Raw genomic sequence first — 22697 nt, 5'->3', positions numbered from 1 at the left:
GGCCTATCTTCTTATCTGAAATATATGGAAAGGCAGGCCCGGATGCAACTCTGCGTAATTCCACTCCCTGTCCCAGCGATAGCTGGTCTGGGTCATCAGGTCGATGACCTCCATGGGGCCGCCGGCACCGGGCTCCATGGCTTCGTACGGGATGCGCACAAAGCCGCTCTGGCTGCCGAACTGGTCCAGGCTGATTACAATGATCAATTCGTCCGTCCGCGCATCGTCCCACTTGTAGTAGGCGAGCATCTGGGGGTTTTCCAATCCGCAGAAATAAATGTTGTTGGTCTGTTGCAGGGCGGGATGGGCCCTGCGGATCCCATTCACCTTGCCGATGAGGTGGGTGATCTTGTTCCGCGCGTTCCAGTCCCAGTGCCGGATTTCGTACTTCTCGCAATCCAGGTATTCCTCTTTCCCGGGCAGGGGGGCATTGACCATGTACTCGAAAACCGGGCCATAGATACCGATATTCCCGGAAAGGGTTGCGGCCAGGCCATACCGGATCAGGTGGATGGACTCCCCGGCATTCTGCAGGTGCTGGGGGTTTATGTCCGGGGTGTTCGGCCAGAAGTTGGGCCGGTAATATTCCCGCATCTCCGACTGGGTCAGCTCGATCATGTAGTCGATGAGCTCCTGTTTGTGTTCCCGCCAGGTGAAATACGTATAGGACTGGGAAAAGCCCTGCTTGGCCAGCTGCTGCATGACGCGGGGGCGGGAGAAGGCCTCGGCCAGGAACAACACATCGGGGTGCTTTTTCTTGACTTCGGCAATAAGCCAGTTCCAGAAGAAATAGGGTTTGGTATGCGGGTTGTCCACCCGGAAGATCTTCACGCCAAACCCGACCCACTGCAGGGTTACCTCCAGCAACTCCTTCCAAAGCGACTTGAAGTCCGGGTTTTCGAAATAAAAATTGACGATGTCCTGGTATTTTTTGGGCGGGTTCTCTGCGTACTGCATGGTCCCGTCAGGGCGCTTGCGGAACCATTCGGGATGGTCCGTAATATAAGGGTGGTCCGGTGCGGCCTGGAAAGCCACGTCCATGGCAATTTCCAATCCGTGGTCGCCCGCCTTCCGGATCAACCGGCGGAAATCCTCCTCATTGCCCAGTTCCGGGTGGATTTCCCGGTGTCCGCCGTGGCGGGAGCCGATAGCCCAGGGCACCCCGCAATCCCCTTCTTTGGCATTGGTGGCATTGTTCTTCCCCTTGCGGTTTTTTTCGCCTATGGGGTGGATGGGCGGGAAGTAAATGGTATCGAATCCCATCTCCGCAATCCGTGGCAACAGGCGTTCACAATCCCGGAAAGTTCCGTGCTTGCCCGGCGTTTCCGAGGCGGACCGGGGGAAAAATTCATACCAGGTGCTGAAGGCCGCCTTTTTGCGGTCCACGTAAACCTCCAGGGGGTCGGTGGCATTTGCAAAACGCCTTTGGGGATGTTCCAGGAAAAGCTCGTGCAGCCGTGCGGAGGTAGCTTCTTTTGCTGCCTGTTCATACCGGGCTTCATCCCCGAATACGGAAATCAACTCGGAGGCGTATTCCCGGTCGGCCTTTCCGGCATCCTTTGTAAGGTGCTCGAGGTACTGTATCCCGTCCAGCAGTTCGCTCTTAACGTGCTGCCCGTCCCGGATCTTGGCTTCGATCCCGTGTTGCCAGTTCAGGGCATAATCTACCCAGCCCTGTATTTTATATTGGTAGAACCCCTGTTTTTCCACGGCAAAGGCCGCCCGGTACCGGTCATTTTCCAGGGGTTTCATCCGGACTGCCTGCCAGCGCTTTTCGGATTGGTGCTTGTACAATACTTCGGCCTGCATGACATCGTGGCCGTCGGGGAGGATGTCCGCAGAGACCTCCACGGTCTCCCCCACCACCCGCTTGATAAAGAATTTACCGCAGTCCAGCTGGGGACGTACGGCATCGATTACTACGCGTTCTTGTCGGAACATAGGGTTGATCTTGGTAAGACTTTAAATGTAGCTAATTCCTGAGATTTACCGAAACATCCGGAATCCGCTGCCGGGGGAAACAGAGGGATGGTTCCGGTTTCCGGGGATTACCCGGCCCCCATCCCGCCCACCGTGATCGCGCTTTTATCCTGCACGCGCAGGGTAAGCAGCCCGGATAGGATCATGGCGAGCCCGCCAACGACCAGCGCAAATACCGGCTCGCCCCCGAACAGGCCACTTACCAGAAAGCCCAGTATCGTAGCCGCCACCATCTGGGGGATGACGATGAAGAAGTTAAACACCCCCATATAATAGCCCATTTTCTTGGGGGGCAACGCCCCGGCCAGCATGGCATAGGGGACCGACAAAATGCTCGCCCAGGCAATGCCGACCCCGACCATCGACAGGAGCAGCCAGTCCGGGTCGGTGATAAAATAAACCGAGAGGAGACCCAGCCCCCCGAGAACCAGGGCCGTCAGGTGGGTGATCTTCCGGCTGGTCTTCCGCGCCAGCACCGGCAGGAGGAAGGCTACCACCGCGGCCACCCCGTTGTACACGCCAAAAAGGACGGTCACCCAGTCGGCGCCGTCATTATAGAGGGAGGAGGTGGTATCCCGGGTACCGTAAATGTGGCCGGTAACCGCCTGGGTGGTATAGATCCACATGGAAAAAAGAGCAAACCAGGAAAAGAACTGGACCCAGGCTAGCTGTTTCATGGTTGCGGGCATATAGAGCAAATCGGTCATGATGATCACAAAGCCCGTCCGCCCCCTGCGTTTGCGTACGGCGGCGGACAGCAGGAAGAGCAGCCCGACGACCCCGAGGCCCACTGTCAGGATATAGAGTTCCTTCTGCAGGTCAAAATAGTAGGGTATGGCCGTGGCCAGCAGACCCGTAAGGAGCAGGCCCATGCCGTATCGCCGCAGCTTCAGGATGCGCAACTGGTTTTCCTCAGGGGTCATCTCGGGGGGCTGGAACTCCTGGTTTTCCTCAAACTGTTCCAGCTCCTCCGGGCTGTATTCCCTCGATCGCCAGACAGTCCAGAGCACCGCGGTCAGGAACACGAACCCACCCACGTAAAAAGACCATTTCACCGAATCGGGGATAATGCCCTCTGGAGCGGTGTTGCTGATGCCCAGCCAGTTGGTGAACACATAGGGCATGACCGACCCCACCACGGCCCCCAGGCCGATGAAAAAACTCTGCATGGCAAACCCAAGGGTCCGCTGGTCGCCCGGGAGGTTGTCCCCTACAAAGGCCCGGAAGGGTTCCATGGAGATATTGATGGAGGCATCCATGATCCAGAGCATGCCCGCGGCCACCCAGAGGGCCGGGGAATTGGGCATGATACACAGCGCTATCGAGGCGAGGATTGCCCCGACCAGAAAGTACGGCCGGCGGCGGCCCAGGCGTGTCCAGGTCCGGTCGCTGAAATAGCCGATGATGGGCTGAACGACCAATCCGGTCACCGGTGCGGCTATCCAGAGAATGGGGATCTCGTCTACCTCGGCCCCCAGGGTTTCAAATATCCGGGAGGTATTGGCATTCTGCAGGGCGAATCCAAACTGGATTCCCAGGAACCCGAAACTCATGTTCCAGATTTCCCAAAAACTCAGGCGTCTTTTCTTCATTTGATTGCTTGGTGTCGTTGGATTAAGGCCCGGTACAAAAGCCCCCGGGATAGATTTAAAGATAGGTAAAATTTCCACAGAGCGGCCTTCCCGGCATTCTGGAAATCGGGCGGGTAACTGATTAAGGACCATCCTTTTCGATGGCCGATTTCGTACATTCGCATGCATATCCTGCTTTTTTGGAACGCTTTTTGAAAGTATCCTTGAAAACCGGAGGCCGTCGGGGCTCCTCTTAACTATTAAAATCGATCATCATGCAAAAAATCAACGCACTTCTGAGCTTATTCCTGGTTCTGATCATCAGTTCCTGCGAGGGGCCAGCCGGACCTCCCGGACTTCCCGGGCCTCCCGGGCCTCCCGGGTTCGATGGCCTCGACGGCCTGGACGGGGTCAATATCCTTGGCCAGGTCTACGACATCACCGGTGATTTTACCCCGGGTAACAATTACAGCCTTCTTTCCGAGTTCGCCGTGGACGCCCCTTCGGTGGAGGTATTTGAAACGGATGTGGTCCTGGTCTATATCCTCTGGGACCAGCTGGAAGACCAGGATGGTGGTGCCCCCATCGACCTCTGGCGCCTGCTCCCCCAGACGCGGTTGCTGGACCAGGGTATCCTGCAGTACAATTACGACCATACCTTCCTGGACGTGAGTATTTTCCTGGAATCCGACTTTGACCTCAGCACCCTTCCCCCGGGGGACACGGACAATCAGACTTTCCGTATCGCCATCCTTCCCGCCGATGGCGTGAGCAAGGCCGGTATCGATGTCACCAACATGCAGGCCGTGCTGGATTATATAAATATCCGGCCGGATGAAATTCCCCGGGTATCACCCAGGTAATACGCAAAGCCTCCGGAATGCCGGGGGCTTTTTTTATTTATACCTTATTTTTGCAAGGAAGGCAGGCATTTGCCGTCCAATAAAAAAACCATTGCAATGAAAATCAAATATCTCACTTTCTTCCTGGCCGGCCTTTTTGTGGTGGGTTGTAAGGGACAATCCAAGGAGCAGCCGGCCAAGACGGCGCAGGCCGAAGCGCCCCAAACCGAAAACTTCCGGGTGCAGAAATCCGAAGCCGAATGGCGGGCGGAACTCACCGACCTGGAATTCTACATCCTCCGAAAGGAGGGGACAGAAAATCCGGGGACCAGCGACCTGCTGCACAACAAACAGCAGGGCACCTATGTCTGTGCCGGATGCGGGACACCGGTCTTCAAAAGCGAACATAAGTTCGACTCGGGTACCGGATGGCCCAGTTTTGACCGGGAAATCAAGGGCAATGTGGCGTTCGATGTGGACACCAGTTTCGGCATGACCCGGACCGAAGAGCACTGCGCGGTCTGCGGCGGGCACCTGGGGCATGTCTTCGACGACGGCCCGCGGGCCACGACCGGCAAAAGGCACTGTATCAACGGGGCAGCCCTGAACTTTATCCCCGCTGAATAGCCCATCATTCCCCCTGCCCCGGTTGAACGGCAGCCCGGCATGACCCACTGCGCTATGTGCGTTGGAAGGGGGTGGTTGCTTTCGGATGGGTTTCGTACCTTTGCCACTCAAAAATCTGCGAAACTGATCATCTATGAGCACCTTTGACGTTATTGTTCTCGGTAGCGGGCCGGGCGGGTATGTAACCGCCATCCGCGCGTCCCAACTCGGTTTTAAAACCGCCATTATCGAAAAAGAAAGCCTCGGTGGCGTCTGCCTCAACTGGGGGTGTATCCCGACCAAGGCGCTACTGAAATCGGCCCAGGTATTTGAATACCTCCAGCATGCCGGGGATTACGGCCTGAAGGTGGAAGGCGCCGACAAGGACTTCGGCGCGGTCGTAAAACGCAGCCGGAATGTGGCCGACGGGATGAGCAAAGGCGTTCAGTTCCTGATGAAAAAGAACAAGATCGAGGTGATTTCCGGTTTCGGGACGCTCAAACCCGGCAAAAAGGTCAGCGTCAAGGACGACAGCGGCAAGGAAACCACCTACGAGGCAGCCCATATCATTATCGCCACGGGGGCGCGCAGCCGCGAACTGCCAAGCCTCCCACAGGACGGGAAAAAGATCATCGGCTACCGGGAAGCCATGACCCTGGAAAAGCAACCCAAAAAAATGATTGTAGTGGGCAGTGGCGCCATAGGCATCGAATTTGCCTATTTCTACAATGCCATGGGTACGGAAGTTACCGTGGTTGAATTCCTTCCGAATATCGTGCCGGTTGAGGATGAGGACGTTTCCAAACAACTCGAAAGGAGCTTCAAGAAGGCCGGTGTCAAGATCATGACTTCTTCGGAGGTGACCAGGGTGGATACTTCCGGGGACGGGGTGAAAGCCACCGTAAAAACTTCCAAGGGAGAAGAAACCCTCGAGGCGGACATCGTGCTCTCCGCCGTTGGCATCAAGACGAATATTGAAAACATCGGGCTGGAAGAGGTGGGCATTGCCACCGACCGCGATAAGATCATGGTCAACGATTACTACCAGACAAACATCCCGGGCTACTATGCCATAGGCGATGTGACGCCCGGCCAGGCCCTGGCCCACGTGGCTTCCGCCGAAGGGATACTTTGCGTGGAAAAGATCAAAGGCCTTCATGTGGAGCCACTGGATTACGGGAATATCCCGGGGTGCACCTATTGCATGCCGGAGGTTGCTTCCGTCGGGATGACGGAGGCCCAGGCCAGGGAAGCGGGCTACGACATCAAGGTAGGCAAGTTCCCCTTCTCCGCCAGCGGTAAGGCCAAGGCTTCCGGGAATGCGGACGGCTTCGTCAAGGTGATCTTCGATGCGAAATACGGGGAATGGCTCGGTTGCCACATGATTGGTGCCGGGGTAACGGATATGATCGCAGAAGCAGTCGTGGGACGGAAACTGGAAACCACCGGCCATGAAATCCTCAAGGCGGTCCACCCCCACCCGACCATGAGCGAAGCGGTCATGGAGGCCGTTGCAGATGCATACGGAGAGGTGATCCACCTGTAACCCGAATCTCGAAACCCTCCCGGCCATGCTACAACTTTTCCGAATCCTCGCCATAGCTGAAGGCATCAGTTACCTGCTGCTCTTTGCCCTGAGCATGCCCCTGAAATACTGGGCAGGCATTGGCGAACCGAACAAGTTTATCGGGTATGCCCACGGATTCCTGTTTATCGGCTACCTGGTGCTGGCCCTGGTGGTGTGGAAGGAACAGGGATGGGGGTGGAAAGTGCTGTCCGGCCTGCTGCTCGCCTCCCTCCTTCCCTTTGGGACCTTTTACGTGGAAAGCAGGTTCCTGAGCCGGGCCTGACCAATGAGCCGCTGCTTTTGACGCGGTCGCGTTGCGTAAGGTCAGTCGGTTAGGAAACTCCGGATGGCCAGGTCGTAACCCTTCAGGCCGAAACCGAATATCACCCCACGGGCTCCGGGGGATATATAAGATGTATGCCGGTAGGATTCCCTTTCGGACACATTGGAGATGTGCACTTCGACCACGGGCGTATCCACCGCCTTTACCGCATCCCCCAACCCCACGGAAGTATGCGTATAGGCCGCGGCATTCAGGATGATCCCGTCATAGGAAAACCCGGTTTCCTGCAGCTTGTCGATAAGCTCCCCCTCGATATTCGACTGGAAGTATTCGAGCTGGACCTCCTTGAAGCGAAACTGGAGTTCGCTGAAATAGTCCTCGAAAGTCTGGTTCCCGTATACCTCGGGTTCCCGTTTGCCAAGCAGGTTCAGGTTAGGGCCGTTGATGATGATCAGCTTCATGCGGATAAAAGTAGCAAAAAACATCCTGATGCAGCACGATATAAGGAACGCCATCCGGAATCCTGACCGATCGCCTATCTTTACTCCGTGAACTGGGAAGAGGCCATTTCGGATTACCTGAATTACCTCCGGCTCGAAAGGGGGCTCTCGGATAATTCCGTGCGAAACTACCGCCGCGACGTTCGGAAACTAGCGGCGTTCATGCAGGATTCCCAACCGGGGAAATTGCCCAAAAACACGGATCGCAAAGATATAGAAGCGTTTATCCACGAACTGGCAGGGCAACTGAAGGCCCGCTCACAGGCACGGATCATCTCCGGCCTCAGGGGGTTCTTCGGGTTTCTGATCTTTGAGGGATACCGGCCGGACAACCCAATGGACCTGATCGAGGCGCCCAAACTGGGGCGCAAGCTGCCCGATACGCTTTCCGTGGAGGAAATCGACCGGATCGTATCGGCCATTGACCGGTCCAAACCGGAAGGGGAGCGCAACCTCGCCATCCTGGAGACCCTGTACGGCTGCGGGCTGCGGGTTTCGGAGGTACTGACCCTCCGGCTCAGCGACCTGTACTTCGAAGAGGGGTTTGTCAAGGTTACCGGCAAGGGCAGCAAGGATCGCTTTGTGCCCCTGGGGACATATAACCAGCAATGCCTGCAGCGCTACATCCGGGAGGTGCGACCGCACCCGGGTCCCGGGCCGGGGTTTGAAGACATCGTTTTCCTGAACCGGAGGGGGCGCAACCTGAGTCGTGCGATGATCTTCACCATTGTTAAGGACCTGGCCGAAAAGGCGGGTATCCGTAAAAAAGTGAGCCCGCATACCTTCCGGCATTCCTTTGCTACCCACCTGCTTCAAAACGGAGCGGATATCCGGGCCATCCAGCAGATGCTGGGACATGAGAGCATCACCACCACCGAAGTATATATGCACGTGGATCGGAGCCACCTGGCCGAGGTGGTACGGAAGCACCACCCCAGGAAATTTGAATAAGGTCCCGCCGGGTTGCCGGTTTGGCCGCAGTTCGTATCTTTAATCCCCATACTGAATCCCTCAACTAAAACCACCAAAATGAGACAGCTTTACACCTGTATCCTCCTGGCAACCGCCCTGACCCTGGGTGCCCAGGAAGATGCCATGAAACAACTGGATGCACGTTCCGGAGAATACGCCGATATCGCCCTGCAGATCTGGGACTGGGCCGAGATGGGCTACCAGGAGGAAAAGAGTGCAGCCCTGTTGCAGCAAACCCTGCAGGATGCGGGGTTCACCATTCAAAAAGGGGTGGCCGGCATCCCCACCGCATTTGTGGCGGAATATGGAAGCGGTTCCCCCGTCATCGGGATCCTGGGGGAATACGACGCGCTTCCGGGACTGTCCCAGAAGGCCGTTCCCCAGAAGGAACCTGCCGGAGGTGTGGCCGGACATGCCTGTGGCCACCACCTGTTCGGGACTGCTTCTGCCGCAGCGGCTATCGCCGTAAAGGACTGGCTGCAGGCCGGTGGCGGCAAAGGGACCATCCGTTTTTACGGTTGCCCTGCCGAAGAGGGAGGGTCCGGCAAGGTCTACATGACCCGGGCCGGGCTCTTTGACGACCTGGATGCGGCCCTCCACTGGCACCCGGGCGCCATGAATGCGGCCAATGCCGGGGCTGCCCTGGCCAACAAATCGGCCAAATTCCGTTTTCACGGCGTCTCCGCCCATGCGGCCGGTGCCCCGGAACGCGGGCGCTCCGCCCTTGACGGTGTGGAAGCCATGAATATGATGGTGAACATGATGCGGGAACACATCCCGCAGGAGACCCGCATCCACTACGTAATCACAGATGGTGGCAAAGCACCCAACGTGGTGCCGGATTTCGCAGAGGTATACTATTATGCCCGCCACAACACCCGGGACGTGGTCATCGAGGTTTTTGACCGGATCGTCAAGGCCGCGGAGGGGGCTGCGCTGGGTACCGGCACCACCGTGGATTATGAAATGATAGGGGGAACGCACGAGTTGTTGCCAAACATTTCCCTGCAGCGGGTGATGTACGAAAACCTGAAAAAAGTCGGGGGGATGACCTACACGCCCGAAGAAAAGGACTTTGCGGCAAAAATATCGGCCTCCCTGGGGATGAAATCCCTGGACGAGGCAACCGCGGCCAGCGTAATGCCCATGCAGGAATCCGCCAGGGCCTATGGCTCCACGGACGTGGGGGATGTGAGCTTCACCGTGCCCACCGCAGGCCTGAGCACGGCCACCTGGATACCCGGGACACCGGCCCATTCCTGGCAGGCCGTGGCCGCAGGCGGGACCAGTATCGGGGTCAAGGGGATGATGATCGCCGCAAAAACCCTCGCTGGCACGGCCATCGAACTCTATAAAAAACCCAAGGTGCTGGCGGCGGCCAGGGCGGAGCTGGAAGAGCGCCGTGGGCCCGATTTCGAGTATATCCCCCTGCTGGGCGACCGGGAGCCGGCGCTTAATTACAGGGACTGACCCAAACCGCTTGAAAAGGGGCCCGGAAGGTCCCTTTTTTATTGGGCCCATGTAACAAAAAAAGATTTTTAACTACCAACAAGTACAATAACCAACCCGCGTGACGAAAGAACTGGAACATCAATTTGTTTCTGAACTCGAGATCAATCAGAATATCGTCCATAAGGTATGCAGCCTGTACACGGATAACCGGGAGGCCCACAACGACCTCTTCCAGGAGATTACCATTCAACTCTGGAAGGCCTACCCGAAATTCCGGGGGGATTCAAAGTTCAGCACCTGGATGTACCGGGTAGCCCTGAACACTGCAATCACCCTGTATCGCAAATCGAAGAAACAGCCAAAAACACAGGCCTTCGATACGGTGATCTACAAAGTGAAGGCAGAGCAGTACGACCCTACGGAAGAAAAACAGCTGAACCTGATGTACAGTGCGATCCGGGAACTGGGGGATATTGACAAAGCCCTGGTCTTCCTGTACCTCGAGGACAAGAATTACACCGAGATTGCCGATACCCTGGGCATCAGCGAGGTAAACGCAAGGGTAAAGATGAGCCGGATTAAAACCAAACTTAGAACAATACTCAACCCGTAAGCCAATGATGGATGAACTTGATTTACTGAAAAAGGATTGGCAGCGAAGGGAGCAGGAAATGCCCCGGCTGACCTTTGAACAGATCCACCGGATGATCTGGAAGAAGTCCTCCTCCGTGGTGCGCTGGATCTTCTATATCAGCATCATCGAATTTATCGCCCCCCACCTGCTCTACCTCATCCCTTCCTTCCGGAGCGGCATGAATTATGACGTGGCTGGCAGCCTCGGCATCAAAGTGCCACTGATCATACTAACCGTGTTGCAGTATGCGGTTGCCCTGTATTTTATCCTTCAGTTCTACAAGCGTTACCGGGAAATTTCCGTTCTGGACAGTGCTGGCAACCTAATGAATCGCATCATCCGGACCCGGAAGACGGTCAAAAACTATGTCGTTTTCTGTCTCAGTATGATCCTGGTCTTCTTTGCGGTGTTCATCGGGGGCATGGTTTTCAGCCAGGACCTCATGGAGGCCCTCCAGCTGCATCCTCAGGGAGAAGTGGACCCGGAGCGGCTCAAATGGGTGGTAGTGGGCATCATGGCAGTGGCTGGCGTTGTCTTTACCGCGGTTATGGGGGGCATCTACTTCCTTTTGTACGGTTTGCTCACCCGCAAACTGCACCAGAATTACAAGGACCTGCGCCGAATGGAAGCCTAATCCCGGTCGGGGCGCCACCTCCGATTGCGGTGGTCGTCCTCATAGGCCTGCAATTCCTCGTTGGGGATGACCTTCAGGAAGGACGGATGCTGTTCGATGGCGTATTCGAGCTTTTCGATGATTGCCTCCACCGATTCGTTTTCGTAGTCGATTTCCAGGGGCGGTTTAATGGCCATTGACTGCAGGATCCCCTTCTTTTTGATATACAGGCCTTTTTTGTCGAAGGACCGGCGGAAGCCGTCGATGACCACCGGGACAACCACCGGCTTATATTTCTTTATGATATGCGCTGTGCCTTTGCGCAGGGGCTTCCAGGGGGTGGTGGTCCCCTGGGGGAAGGTAATTACCCAGCCGTCTTTGAGGGCCGTGCCGATATTGGTGATATCGCTCATCTTGACCTGCCGGTTGACATTTTCCCCGGCCGCACGCCAGGTGCGCTCAATGCTGATGGATCCGGCATAGGCCAGTATTTTCGTCAACAGGCTTTTTCCCATCGTTTCCTTCGCTGCCACATAGTAGATGTTGAGTTTGGGTTGCCACAGGTACCCGATATTCTTGATGGTATCCTCCCTGCCGCTCAGGCTGGCGTTGAACACGTGGAACATGGCGACCACATCGGCGAAATACGTCTGGTGGTTGCTGACAAACAACACCCCGGTTTCCGGGAGGGCACGGATAACTTCCGAGCCCTCAATTTCGAGCTTGTTGAAGCCTTTGTAGCGCTGGTGGGTAACAAGCCCCATGATGCGGATCAGCCATTTTTTCAGGAACAGGATATGGCCAAACGGATTCTTTTTGAATATTCCCATAGGGGGCTAAAGTACAAAAAACACCTTAGAAGACGGCCTTTAAAAGGCGTTTGAGTTCGTTGAGCATCATGGCTGTGGCACCCCAGACCACATGGCCTTCGAGCAGGAAGGCCGGCACCTCGATGTCCCGGGCATAGGAGGTGGTCATCCGCCGGGTCACCAGGTAGTCATCCGACAACAGGTGGCTAAGGGGCACCTCGATCAGGGCCGCCACCTCGGATTCCTGTTTCCTGAAAGCCGGCCGGCCCGGACTCATACCCAGGAACGGGCTGACCTCAAAGTTGCTCGGGGGGATATACAACGGGCTCAGGGGCCGGATCACCGAAACCTCCCCGGGGGGTACCCCCACCTCTTCCTCTGCCTCCCTGAGGGCAGTGTACATCAGGTCCCGGTCCGTGCGTTCCATTTTGCCCCCGGGCAGAGATACCTGGTCGGAATGAACGCCCGGATAGGCAGGGCGGCGGATCAGCAGGAGGTTTGCCTCCGCTCCCGGCCCGGGATAAAAAAGGGCCAGTACCCCGGCTTTGCGAGGCCGCTTTCCCGCAGGGCCCAGGTGCTCCAGTTCCCGCACGCGCATTTCAGGCGCCATCTCAAAATGCGCCGGGTGCCCGGGTAGGGGAAGATTCTTTATTTTTGCAATCGAATCGGAAAAATCTACAAAATTCATGGCGTCATTGAAATCGGCTATCACTGCAATCCTCCTGCTGGTTGTCCTGGCAGGCTGCGGGGAACAAAGTAAGCAAAAACCAACCGAATCCGCGGTCCCGGATGCCTCCCGGGATGATCGTACCCCCGATGCCGGAGAAACCGGTGAAGCCAGCGGGCAGCAGGGAAAACAACCCGCGGACTCCGCCCGGGCCTTTGAACTTACCGAGGAAAATGCCATCGACTTCTTTTTTGATTACCAGAAGGACCTGAAAGCCAACCGGGTAAAACTCACCACGGATATGGGAAGCTTTACAATCGAACTCTACGACAATGTGCCCTACCACAAGGCCAATTTCATCTACCTGACCCGCCAAAAATATTTCGACAGTACCATGTTCCACCGGGTCGTGAAGGATTTCATCATACAGGGCGGCAATGCCGACAACGTCAAAACGGCCAAAAAACGTGGGGATATCGGCCGTTACCTGCTACCGCCCGATACGCGAAAAGGATACCAGCACCACAGGGGCACCGTCTCCATGCCGTCCAGTGAAATCGACAACCCCCATATGCTGGCTTCCCCCTTTGAATTCTTTATTGTGGTAACGGACCCCGGGTCCTACCACCTGGACGGGGAGTATACCCCATTCGGCCGGGTGGTTGAGGGGATGGAGGTCGTGGATGCCATCAACCAGGTGGAAACGGACGACGGGGACTGGCCCATGAAAAACATCTACATCCTCAAGGCGGAAGTGCTCAATTGAGCTACCCGGCTGGATTCCGGTATAAATTGGGCAGGCCAATGCCGAAACGCACCGCGAGCAGCCGGATCAGGATGACCGCGGCAATCCCCCCCACATAGGCATAGACCGCCGACAGGCCGGCTGCCACGAACAGGAAGTACAGCCCCCCGCCCGCTATACAGGCCGAAGCATAGATTTCCCGACGGAATATAACCGGGATTTCGTTACAGAGGATATCCCGCAATACCCCTCCGAAACAGGCCGTAATGGTCCCCAGTGCGATGCAGATCACCGGCGACAGCCCGGCATCCAATCCTTTTTCGATCCCCACCAGGGTATACAGGCCGATACCGATGGTATCAAACAGGAAGAGGGAAGTGCGCAGGTTTTTCAACCGGCTCTGGAACAACACGGCCAGGGTGGTGGTCAGCAGGATGACGTAGACGATATGCGGGTGGCGCATCCAGTCTACCGGGGCATACCCCAGGAGCAGGTCCCTCAGGGTCCCTCCCCCTATGGAGGTTACCAGGGCGATGATACCCACCCCAAACAGGTCCAGGCGTTTCTCCATGGCCACCAGCACCCCGGAAATGGCAAAGGCAATGACCCCGAGCAAATCAACCACCGTATAGAGCATGGAAGTGAATTTAGGGCCATATTACGAATAAATCGGGAAGCCCGCCAATGGATCGGGCGCATAGATTCTCATGGAGTTTCGTACCTTATGTCCAGTACCAAAAAACGATTATGCGTAAAATAGAAATCAAGGAGGGGCCCAAGCTGGAAGACTACCAGGCATACAGCAGCCTGAGGGGCACGGTGGATTCCTTTCTGGAGAACGTTCCGAAATACGTGGACAGGCTCCGGGGCCGGACCATCTGGATGATCAACTCCACCGCTACAGGCGGAGGGGTGGCAGAAATGGTCCCCAGCCAGATGCGCATCATGCGCGCCATGGGGGTATCCATTGAATGGATGGTCATCGAAACCGATGAGGTGGCATTTTTCAATATTACCAAAAGAATCCACAATGCCATCCATGGCAGCGGGGATGGGCACTATACGGAAGCCGACCGGGAACCGTACGAAAGCGTGAACCGGAAAAACCTCGAGGGGGCACTGGAAGTCATACAGGATGGGGACGTGGTAGTGATCCACGACCCGCAGCCCATGCCGCTGGCCCGGATGATCAAGGAACACCGGAAGGTAAGCTGCGTCTGGCGGTGCCATATAGGCCTGGATGAATCCAATGAAACCACCCGGGGCGTCTGGGGTTTTCTGAAACTCTATTTTGATGATTACGACCATTTTGTATTCAGCCTGAAGGAATATGTCCTGCCCGAGATCGCCGGGCGGACCAGCCTGATCCCCCCGGCCATCGATCCGCTGAGCCATAAAAACAGGACCTTGCAAATGCACAAATGCCTGAGCATCCTGGTGCAGGCAGGCCTGATCGATTCCCGGGAGCCCCGGTTGTACAATGCCTACAAGCACCAGGTCCGCCGGGTCATGCCGGACGGCAGTTTCGGGCAGGTAAACCGACCGGACGACTTCCAGCTGATCTACCGGCCCGTGATCACGGAGATCTCCCGCTGGGACCGCCTCAAGGGATTTAAGGAACTGATGGAAGCCTTCGTGTACATGAAGGAAACCAATGCGCGGCGTACCGATACGGACGCCCTGGACTACAAGCGTATCCGGATGTCCCGATTGGTACTGGGCGGACCGGATCCGCTGTTTGTCACCGACGACCCGGAAGGTGCCCAGGTGCTCAAGGAGCTCATCGCATACTATCAAACCCTCGACCCGGAAATCCAGCAGGATGTTGCGCTCATGCTGCTCCCCCTGGACAACCCCAAGGAGAATGCGCTTATCGTGAATGCGCTTCAGCGCTATTCGGTGATCGTGGTACAGAATTCGATACAGGAAGGTTTCGGGCTGACGGCTACCGAAGCCATGTGGAAACAAACCCCTGTCCTGGTCTCCGGGGCGGCCGGGCTTAAATTCCAGGTGGCACATGGTGAGACGGGTTCCATCAACGAAGACCCCACGGACATCCCGAGGCTGGCGGCTGCCATGGAGTATATGCTGAGCCACCAGAAAGAACTCGATAAATGGGGGTTCAACGCCCAGACCCGCGTCGTGGAACGGTTTACCCTGTTCAGCCAGATCGAATCCTGGCTGGAACTCCTGAGTTCGGTGTAAGCGGAACCGGCTAAAACCCGAAGCACGAACCATCCCGAACCTTTTTCTATGGCACAATCCAAAAAAAACAATACCCCATATACATGCAATACCCTATTCCCATGAAAGAATTTCAGGATCCCAGGGGCCTGGCTACCCTGGCAAAAAGTATCATTCTTATCACAGGGCTGCTGCTAAGCCCTGTAGTACTCGGACAGGAATCCCCGCGCGTCAACGGGGACCGACTGGAACAATCCCTGATGCAGCTCGCCACATTCGGGCGGGATGAAGCAGGCCAGCCCAACCGGGTTGCCTACAGCGACGGGGACATCGAAGGACGGGCCTACGTGATGGGGCTTATGAAGGAAGCGGGTCTCGAGGTGCGTATCGACCCTGCCGGGAACCTGATCGGTTCGCGGCCCGGTACGGAGCCCGGCCTGAAACCACTTGCCATGGGATCCCATATCGACATGGTCCCCCACGGGGGTAATTACGACGGGTGCGTTGGTTCCCTTTCGGCCATCGAGGTGGCCCGCACCCTTAAGGAGGCACAGGTCACCACCCGCCATCCGCTGGAAGTACTCATCTTCACCGATGAAGAAGGGGGCGTGACCGGCAGCCGCGCCATGGTCGGAGCCCTTTCAAAGGATGCGCTCCGGGTCACGAACAGCACGGGCTACACGATTGCCCGGGGCATACAGCGCCTCGGTGGGGATACGCTGCGGCTCGCGGAAGCCGTTCGTGAAAAGGGAAGCCTTGCCGCCTACCTCGAATTGCATATCGAGCAGGGCGGGATCCTGGAACAGGAAGGTATCGATATCGGGGTGGTACAGGGCATTGTCGGCCTGAACTGGTGGAACGTCACGGTCCGGGGCATGGCCAACCACGCAGGCACCACACCCATGAACCTGCGGCAGGACGCCTTACTGGCCGCCGCCCGGTTTATACAGGCCGTGAATGAAGAAGCCCTGGCCATGGAAGGGCGGCAGGTAGCCACGGTGGGTAGGATACGTGCCTATCCGGGGGCGCCCAACGTCATCCCGGGGGAGGTGGTCCTGAGCCTGGAAATCCGGGATCCCTCCTCCGAGGTCATCCAGGCGCTCTACCGGAAAATCAGGGACCAGGCCATTGGCATTGCGTCCGATTCCGGGACCACCTTCGAATTCGAAGCCCTGGACACCACCGGGAAACCGGCCCTGACCAGCCCGGGGATACAGGACCTGATCGAAGCAAACGCTGCCGATCTCGGCCTAAGCGCCATGCGGATGTACAGCGGGGCCGGGCACGATGCCCAGGACATCGCCATGATTGCGCCGGTAGGGATGATCTTCGTCCCCAGCCGTGGGGGCATCAGCCATTCCCCGGATGAATTCACATCGGTAACGGATATGGCCAACGGGGCCAACGTACTCCTGCAAACCCTGCTGGACCTGGATCAGAAAAACCAATAAGCCTGCAAAAAGGCGGGGGATCCCAAGAGGTTGGACCTGCCTGAAAATTGAAGTATCTTTACGGGTAAAATCTACACGTATCTTATGAAAAATTGGATGATCACCGGCCTGTTCCTCCTGGCCGCAAGCGGACTGAATGCCCAGGCGATTTCAGGTTTCTCCCCCGAAGCCGCAAAAAAACAGCGGCAGCTGGAAGCGACTTTCGACGAGAGCCTCAAAAAGGAAAACCTCGACGCCTGGATGCAGCGCATGGCAGCCGAGCCACATTGGGTGGGTACGGATTACGGTGCCGAAAATGCCCGGTGGATGAAGGAGCAATTTGAATCCTGGGGATATGATGCACGCATCGACACCTACCAGGTCCTGTTCCCCTATCCCAGAGTACGCCTGCTGGAAATGACGGCCCCGGAGCGCTACACCGCCACCCTGGAGGCCGTAGCCGTGGAAGGTGACCCCTATACGGCCCAGGGAGAAGCACTGCTGCCGTCCTACAACGCCTTTTCCACGGACGGGGACGTAGAGGCCGAACTGGTCTTTGTCAATTACGGGGTCCCGTCGGACTATGAGGAACTCGAAAAACTGGGGATTGATGTGCGGGGCAAAATCGTCATCGCAAAATATTATGGCTCCTGGCGCGGGATCAAGCCCAAGCTGGCAGCCGAAAAAGGGGCCATCGGCTGCATCATCTACTCCGACCCGGAAGACGACGGCTATTACCAGGGGGATGTGTACCCGGAAGGCGCCTTCAAGAATTCCACCGGGGTACAACGGGGGTCGGTGATGGATATGCCCCTTTATCCCGGGGATGTCCTGACACCCGGATACGGAGCCACCGAGGATGCGGACCGGCTGGACCGGCAGGAGGCCCCCACCATTACTAAAATACCCGTGCTCCCGATTTCCTACGCTGATGCCGAGCCCCTGCTCAGGGCTCTTCAGGGACCCGTGGCACAGGCATCCTGGCGCGGTGCCCTGCCCCTCACCTACCATATCGGGCCGGGACCGGCCCGGGTGCGGCTCAAACTGGAATTTGAATGGAGCCTCCAACCCGCACACAATGTCATTGCGACCCTGAAAGGTTCCGAATTCCCGGACCAATGGGTGATCCGTGGCAACCACCATGATGCCTGGGTGCACGGTGCCTCCGACCCGGTCAGCGGGATGGTGGCCCTGATGGAAGAGGCCCGGGCCGTCGGGCAACTGGCTAAAAAGGGAAACCGGCCGAAACGCACCCTGGTGTACTGTGCCTGGGATGCGGAGGAACCCGGTCTGATCGGGTCTACCGAATGGGTGGAGGACCATTTGCCTGAATTACGGGAAAAGGCAGTAGCCTATGTCAACACGGATGGCAACGGCAGGGGATTCCTGGGCGTGGGCGGGTCGCACTCGCTCCAGACCATGGTTTCCGAGGTGGCCGGGGATGTCCCCGATCCACAAACCGACGTGTCTGTAAAAGAACGGCGCATTGCCGCCCAACTGACCCGGGGGTCGGATGCCGATTTTGAGCTCTCCGCGCTGGGATCCGGATCTGATTACACTCCCTTTATCCAACACGCCGGGATCGCCTCCCTGAACCTCGGTTTCGGTGGGGAGAGCTCCGGCGGGGAATACCACACGATCTATGATACCTACCCGCACTATACCCGCTTTAAGGACCCGGGCTTTCAATATGGGGTTGCCCTGGCCAAGACTGCAGGGCGGATTGTGTTGCGTTTGGCCAATGCCGAGGTGCTGCCCTTTGATTTCAAGCCCTGGCAGGCCACCGTCAGCGGGTACCTGGACGAGGTGATGGAAACTGCAGACAAGCTCCGGAAAGAGGTGGAGCAACACAACAAACTGGTCGCCCGAAATGCTTACACGCTGGCGGCTGACCCCACCAAACCCATGCCAAAGCCTGAAATAAAGGCCGCCGTGCCCTATCTGGACTTCTCGCCCCTGCAGAATGCCGTAGCGAGCCTGAAGGACCGTGTTGAAGAAGTCTCCAAATTGGATACAGCATCCCTTTCAAAGGCCCAGAAGGAGCGGCTGAACCAATTGCTCATGCATGCGGAACAGCAACTCACAAGCCCGGAGGGCCTGCCGCGCAGGTCCTGGTACAAACACCAGATCTATGCCCCCGGTTTCTACACCGGTTACGGGGTTAAAACGCTGCCGGGAGTCCGGGAGGCCATCGAACAGAAGAACTGGGAGGAGGCGGAATCCCAGATCGAGAAACTGGCCGGCACCCTTAACGGCATGGCCGAATACCTGCGGAAAATTCAGGAAGTACAACCCTGACCCGAAAAGGCACAAACCAAACCAAGTCCATAAAATTTACTGAGATGATAAATTTTTGCCGGGAGCGTACTCCCAAACCAGGCCGGGCGGCAAATGCCCCGGCCAACCGGGTAGTGAACCCCCTCACGCGAGGGGCCTGCCTTTTGGCCGTCCTGTTCCTCGCTTCCTGTGACTTTGGCCCGGACGTGCCGGTTGAGGAAGCCGTGGTGCGCTCGCAGGGGGACCGGGTGGCGGAAGCCCTGGCCGAAAGCGGCCGGGAATCGGTTGCTGCCAAGGTTGCCGAAGGCCTCGAGCTGAGCCTCTGGGCGACGGACTCCCTGGCCCCCGATCCGGTGGCCATGGATATCGACGACCGCGGGCGCGTTTATCTCACCCGCACCAACCGGCAAAAGAATTCGGAGTTCGACATCCGCGGCCACCGGGACTGGATCGAGCGTTCCATCAGCCTGCAGTCTGTGGAAGACCGGCGGGCGTTCCTGCGTTCGGAATTTGCCCCGGAGCGCAGCGAGGAGAATGCATGGCTCAAGGACCTGAACAACGATACGCTGCACGACTGGCGCGACCTGACCGTTGAGCAGGAGGAAATCTGGCGGCTTGAGGATACCACCGGCAACGGCACGGCCGACATCTCCACCCGGATTCTCCACGATTTCAACGAGGAGGTAACCGACGTGGCCGGTGCGCTATTGGTCAACGGCAAGGAAGTGTTTGTGGGGGTTGCCCCGGATATGTGGCGGCTGACGGACACCAACGGGGATGAGGTGCTGGATACCAAAGAATCCCTGGCCACCGGGTTCCAGGTACATATCGGCTTCGGGGGCCACGGCATGTCCGGGGCCATCATGGGGCCAGACGGCAAACTGTACTGGGGGATCGGGGATATCGGATCCAGTATCACGGCCAGGGACGGTTCCAAACACCACTACCCCAACCAGGGGGTGATTGTGCGTTGCAACCCCGACGGCAGCGATTTTGAGGTCTTTGCCCGCGGTTTGCGGAATACCCATGAATTTGTATTCGATGCGTACGGGAACCTGATTACCTCAGATAACGACGGGGACCACCGGGGCGAAAGTGAACGCCTGGTTTACCTGGTCGACGGCTCTGATTCCGGCTGGCGAACAAACTGGCAATTCGGAAAATATACGGATGCCCGGAACAATGCCTACAAGGTCTGGATGGACGAAAAACTCTACCTCCCCCGTTGGGAGGGGCAGGCGGCCTACATCGTCCCCCCCATACAAAATTTCCACAACGGCCCGACGGGGATGCAGTATAACCCGGGTACGGCCCTTGGCAGTAAATGGCTGGACAAATTTTTCCTGGTGGAATTCATAGGGGACCCTGCGCGCTCCCACATCTGGTCTTTTGACCTGGAACCGGAAGGGGCCGGATTCCGGTTGAAATCCGAACAGGACGTGCTCAGCGGCATCCTGCCAACCGGAATCCGTTTCGGGCCCGACGGTGCCCTTTACCTGGCCGACTGGATCAACGGCTGGAATACCAAGAACGCTGGCCGGGTCTGGAAGCTGGATGTCGTGGCGGATGAGAACGACCTGGAGGCACAACGGGCGGAAACCCGCAATCTCATGGTCATGGACTATTCGGAGGCCTCGGCGGATTCCCTGTCCGCCCTGCTGGGGCATGCCGACATGCGGATCCGCAAGAAGGCCCAGTTTGAGCTGGCGGACCGGGGCCGCAGCGGGTTCCGAACCCTCCGTGAAGCCCTGGCCGATTCCACCAACCAGTTCCGCCGCATCCACGCCATTTGGGGCCTTGGCCAGCTGGGGGCAAGGGATGAGGACCGCGCGGAACCCCTGCTTCCGCTGCTTGCCGATACGGATCCGGAAATCGTGGCGCAGGCGGCCAAAGTCCTGGGGGATATCCGGTACGGGGATGCCGGGGAACAGCTGCTTCCCCTTCTGGCCGACAGTGTCCCGAGGGTGCGCTTTTTTGCCGCACAGGCCCTCGGGCGCATCGCCCATAAACCGGCCATCCAGCCCTTGTTGGACCTGCTGGCCGAAAACGACGACCGGGATGTTTACCTCCGCCATGCGGCCGTACTCGCCCTTGCCCGGATCGGGGAGGCCGAACCGGTCCTGGAACTGTCCAGTCACCCGGATCCCAGCCTGCGCCTCGCCGGGGTACTCGTGCTGAGGAGGATGCAACACCCCGGGATTACGCGTTTCCTGCAGGATTCGGACGAGTACATCCTCGCCGAAGCCGCCCGGGCCATCAATGACGACTGGTCCATCCCCGAAGCATTGCCGGACCTGGCCGGGATGCTGGACCGGGAAGGCCTGACCTCGGAGCCCCTGCTCCGCCGTGCGATCAGTGCTGCACAGCGCACCGGCGACACCACCGACCTGGACCGGCTGATCCGCTTTGCCCGGAAACAGGATGTGGCTCCCGTGCTGCGCGGGGAAGCCCTGGCCGCCGTGGGCACCTGGGCGAACCCATCCGTCCTGGACCGTGTGGACGGCCGCCTGAGGGGGGAAGTTCACAGGGACTCCGCCCTGGTAATAGCCAGGGTCGAAAAAGAATTGCCGCGCTTCCTGGCGGACCGGGACCCGCAATTGATCATCGGTGTCACTCAGGTATTGGCAAACCTGGGGATTGCCTCCTACAATGAACGCATTAAATCACTCTATGACCGCCATCCCGATGCCGGGGTGCGGGCTGCCATCCTGACCACCCTGGGGGCCGTGGGCGACCCAGACATCGGAAGTTATCTGAAAAAGGGCATGCGGGACCCCGAAACGGATGTCCGCACCGCGGCCATCAGCTTGCTGCCTCTGCTGGATATCCCCAGGAACGAACTGCCGGATATCGTCTGGCCGATATTCCGGACGGGGTCCATCCGGGAACAGCAGACCATCCTGGCCACCCTGGCCGAGATGCCGGTTGCCAAAAGCGGCCCGGTGCTGGAAAACCTGGTTGCGCAGGCAGCAGCCGACCGCCTGGACCCTGGTGTGATCCTGGATCTGACAGAGGCAGTGGAAGCCACGGGTTCCAAAAGCCTGATCGCCTCCCTGGGCCGCCTTGAAAACCTTGGTTACAGCACGGATGCCTTCCGGGCCACCCTGGAAGGGGGCAGCTGGTGGGCCGGCCAATCCGTCTTTACCAGCAACGCGGCCGCCCAATGTGTGCGCTGCCATGCGGTTGCGGGTGCCGGCGGGCAGGTAGGCCCGCCCCTTGACAACATCGGGGCGATACTCACCCGGGAACAAATCCTGGAATCCCTGATCGAACCTGGCAAGCGGATAGCCCCCGGCTACGGGTCGGTCTCCCTCACGCTGACCGACGGGCAGACCATTTCCGGATTGCTGCTCGAAGAACACCGCGACCACCTGCTCCTGCGGGGGGCCGAACCCGAGCCCATCGAAATCCCCCTTGCACGGATTGCGAAGCGCACCAACATGCCCTCCTCCATGCCGCCCATGGGCCGCGTGATCAGCAAACGCGAACTGCGCGACTTGATCGAATACCTGGCCAGTCTGAAAAGCAGTTAGGCTACGGTAGGAAGCTTGTAATATCCGGCCGG

Annotated in this window: 19 protein-coding genes; 13 read left to right on the top strand and 6 right to left on the bottom strand. The window is 58.0% G+C overall.

The features are described from left to right. Window positions 1–3: 3 nt before the first annotated feature. Complete coding sequence (locus H7F20_RS12655; protein ID WP_185786541.1) at window positions 4–1941, bottom strand: alpha-1,4-glucan--maltose-1-phosphate maltosyltransferase; 1938 nt, start codon at window positions 1939–1941, stop codon at window positions 4–6. A 107-nt stretch (window positions 1942–2048) separates the two neighbouring features. Next, complete coding sequence (locus tag H7F20_RS12650; protein WP_185786540.1) at window positions 2049–3572, bottom strand: MFS transporter; 1524 nt, start codon at window positions 3570–3572, stop codon at window positions 2049–2051. A gap of 254 nt (window positions 3573–3826) precedes the next feature. On the opposite strand from H7F20_RS12650, the gene H7F20_RS12645 reads away from it, so the two are divergent. The 4 genes from H7F20_RS12645 (at window position 3827) to H7F20_RS12630 (ending at window position 6849) form a co-directional block, all read left to right on the top strand. Next, window positions 3827–4414: a collagen-like protein gene (locus H7F20_RS12645; RefSeq protein WP_185786539.1), complete on the top strand. Its 588-nt coding sequence runs from the start codon at window positions 3827–3829 to the stop codon at window positions 4412–4414. A 96-nt stretch (window positions 4415–4510) separates the two neighbouring features. Then, window positions 4511–5020 (top strand): peptide-methionine (R)-S-oxide reductase MsrB, encoded by a 510-nt coding sequence (gene msrB / locus H7F20_RS12640; protein WP_185786538.1) that lies wholly within the window; start codon window positions 4511–4513, stop codon window positions 5018–5020. Between the two features lie 133 nt (window positions 5021–5153). Beyond that, a complete protein-coding gene (lpdA, locus tag H7F20_RS12635; RefSeq protein WP_185786537.1) occupies window positions 5154–6545 on the top strand; it encodes a dihydrolipoyl dehydrogenase in 1392 nt (463 codons plus the stop codon). Window positions 6546–6570: 25 nt separating this feature from the next. Beyond that, window positions 6571–6849 carry a DUF3817 domain-containing protein gene (locus H7F20_RS12630; protein ID WP_185786536.1) on the top strand — a complete coding sequence of 93 codons (279 nt, stop codon included), beginning with the start codon at window positions 6571–6573 and terminating at the stop codon, window positions 6847–6849. 41 nt (window positions 6850–6890) lie between these two features. Here the strand turns inward: H7F20_RS12630 and aroQ are convergent, their stop codons facing one another. Then, complete coding sequence (gene aroQ / locus H7F20_RS12625) at window positions 6891–7310, bottom strand: type II 3-dehydroquinate dehydratase (RefSeq protein ID WP_185786535.1); 420 nt, start codon at window positions 7308–7310, stop codon at window positions 6891–6893. An 87-nt stretch (window positions 7311–7397) separates the two neighbouring features. Here aroQ and xerD point away from each other — a divergent pair, with 87 nt between their 5' ends. The 4 genes from xerD (at window position 7398) to H7F20_RS12605 (ending at window position 11041) form a co-directional block, all read left to right on the top strand. Further along, window positions 7398–8300 (top strand): site-specific tyrosine recombinase XerD, encoded by a 903-nt coding sequence (gene xerD, locus H7F20_RS12620; RefSeq protein ID WP_185786534.1) that lies wholly within the window; start codon window positions 7398–7400, stop codon window positions 8298–8300. 78 nt (window positions 8301–8378) lie between these two features. Continuing rightward, window positions 8379–9791 carry an amidohydrolase gene (locus H7F20_RS12615; protein ID WP_185786533.1) on the top strand — a complete coding sequence of 471 codons (1413 nt, stop codon included), beginning with the start codon at window positions 8379–8381 and terminating at the stop codon, window positions 9789–9791. Window positions 9792–9891: 100 nt separating this feature from the next. Continuing rightward, the gene (locus H7F20_RS12610) at window positions 9892–10386 is read left to right on the top strand and encodes a sigma-70 family RNA polymerase sigma factor (RefSeq protein WP_185786532.1); all 495 of its coding nucleotides are present in this window, start codon (window positions 9892–9894) and stop codon (window positions 10384–10386) included. 4 nt (window positions 10387–10390) lie between these two features. Beyond that, window positions 10391–11041: a hypothetical protein gene (locus tag H7F20_RS12605; protein ID WP_185786531.1), complete on the top strand. Its 651-nt coding sequence runs from the start codon at window positions 10391–10393 to the stop codon at window positions 11039–11041. On the opposite strand, the gene H7F20_RS12600 is transcribed toward H7F20_RS12605, so the two are convergent. Both H7F20_RS12600 and H7F20_RS12595 read right to left on the bottom strand, forming a co-directional pair. Beyond that, window positions 11038–11850 carry a 1-acyl-sn-glycerol-3-phosphate acyltransferase gene (locus tag H7F20_RS12600; RefSeq protein WP_185786530.1) on the bottom strand — a complete coding sequence of 271 codons (813 nt, stop codon included), beginning with the start codon at window positions 11848–11850 and terminating at the stop codon, window positions 11038–11040. The genes H7F20_RS12605 and H7F20_RS12600 overlap by 4 nt on opposite strands. A 25-nt stretch (window positions 11851–11875) precedes the next feature. Then, a complete protein-coding gene (locus tag H7F20_RS12595) occupies window positions 11876–12517 on the bottom strand; it encodes a CoA pyrophosphatase (protein ID WP_185786529.1) in 642 nt (213 codons plus the stop codon). On the opposite strand from H7F20_RS12595, the gene H7F20_RS12590 reads away from it, so the two are divergent. Continuing rightward, window positions 12516–13262 carry a peptidylprolyl isomerase gene (locus tag H7F20_RS12590; RefSeq protein WP_185786528.1) on the top strand — a complete coding sequence of 249 codons (747 nt, stop codon included), beginning with the start codon at window positions 12516–12518 and terminating at the stop codon, window positions 13260–13262. The genes H7F20_RS12595 and H7F20_RS12590 overlap by 2 nt on opposite strands. A gap of 1 nt (window position 13263) precedes the next feature. Here the strand turns inward: H7F20_RS12590 and H7F20_RS12585 are convergent, their stop codons facing one another. Then, a complete protein-coding gene (locus H7F20_RS12585) occupies window positions 13264–13878 on the bottom strand; it encodes a trimeric intracellular cation channel family protein (RefSeq protein ID WP_185786527.1) in 615 nt (204 codons plus the stop codon). 110 nt (window positions 13879–13988) lie between these two features. Here H7F20_RS12585 and H7F20_RS12580 point away from each other — a divergent pair, with 110 nt between their 5' ends. The 4 genes from H7F20_RS12580 (at window position 13989) to H7F20_RS12565 (ending at window position 22665) form a co-directional block, all read left to right on the top strand. After that, the gene (locus H7F20_RS12580; protein WP_185786526.1) at window positions 13989–15446 is read left to right on the top strand and encodes a glycosyltransferase; all 1458 of its coding nucleotides are present in this window, start codon (window positions 13989–13991) and stop codon (window positions 15444–15446) included. Between the two features lie 101 nt (window positions 15447–15547). Further along, a complete protein-coding gene (locus H7F20_RS12575) occupies window positions 15548–16876 on the top strand; it encodes a Zn-dependent hydrolase (protein ID WP_185786525.1) in 1329 nt (442 codons plus the stop codon). Between the two features lie 84 nt (window positions 16877–16960). Beyond that, window positions 16961–19153 carry a M28 family metallopeptidase gene (locus tag H7F20_RS12570; RefSeq protein WP_185786524.1) on the top strand — a complete coding sequence of 731 codons (2193 nt, stop codon included), beginning with the start codon at window positions 16961–16963 and terminating at the stop codon, window positions 19151–19153. A gap of 44 nt (window positions 19154–19197) precedes the next feature. Then, window positions 19198–22665 (top strand): HEAT repeat domain-containing protein, encoded by a 3468-nt coding sequence (locus H7F20_RS12565; protein ID WP_185786523.1) that lies wholly within the window; start codon window positions 19198–19200, stop codon window positions 22663–22665. Window positions 22666–22697 lie beyond the last annotated feature (32 nt).

It is taken from the genome of Robiginitalea sp. SC105, from assembly GCF_014243345.1.
In the GTDB taxonomy this organism is placed as follows: Bacteria; Bacteroidota; Bacteroidia; order Flavobacteriales; family Flavobacteriaceae; genus Robiginitalea.
This window is presented reverse-complemented; position numbering and strand designations above follow the sequence as displayed.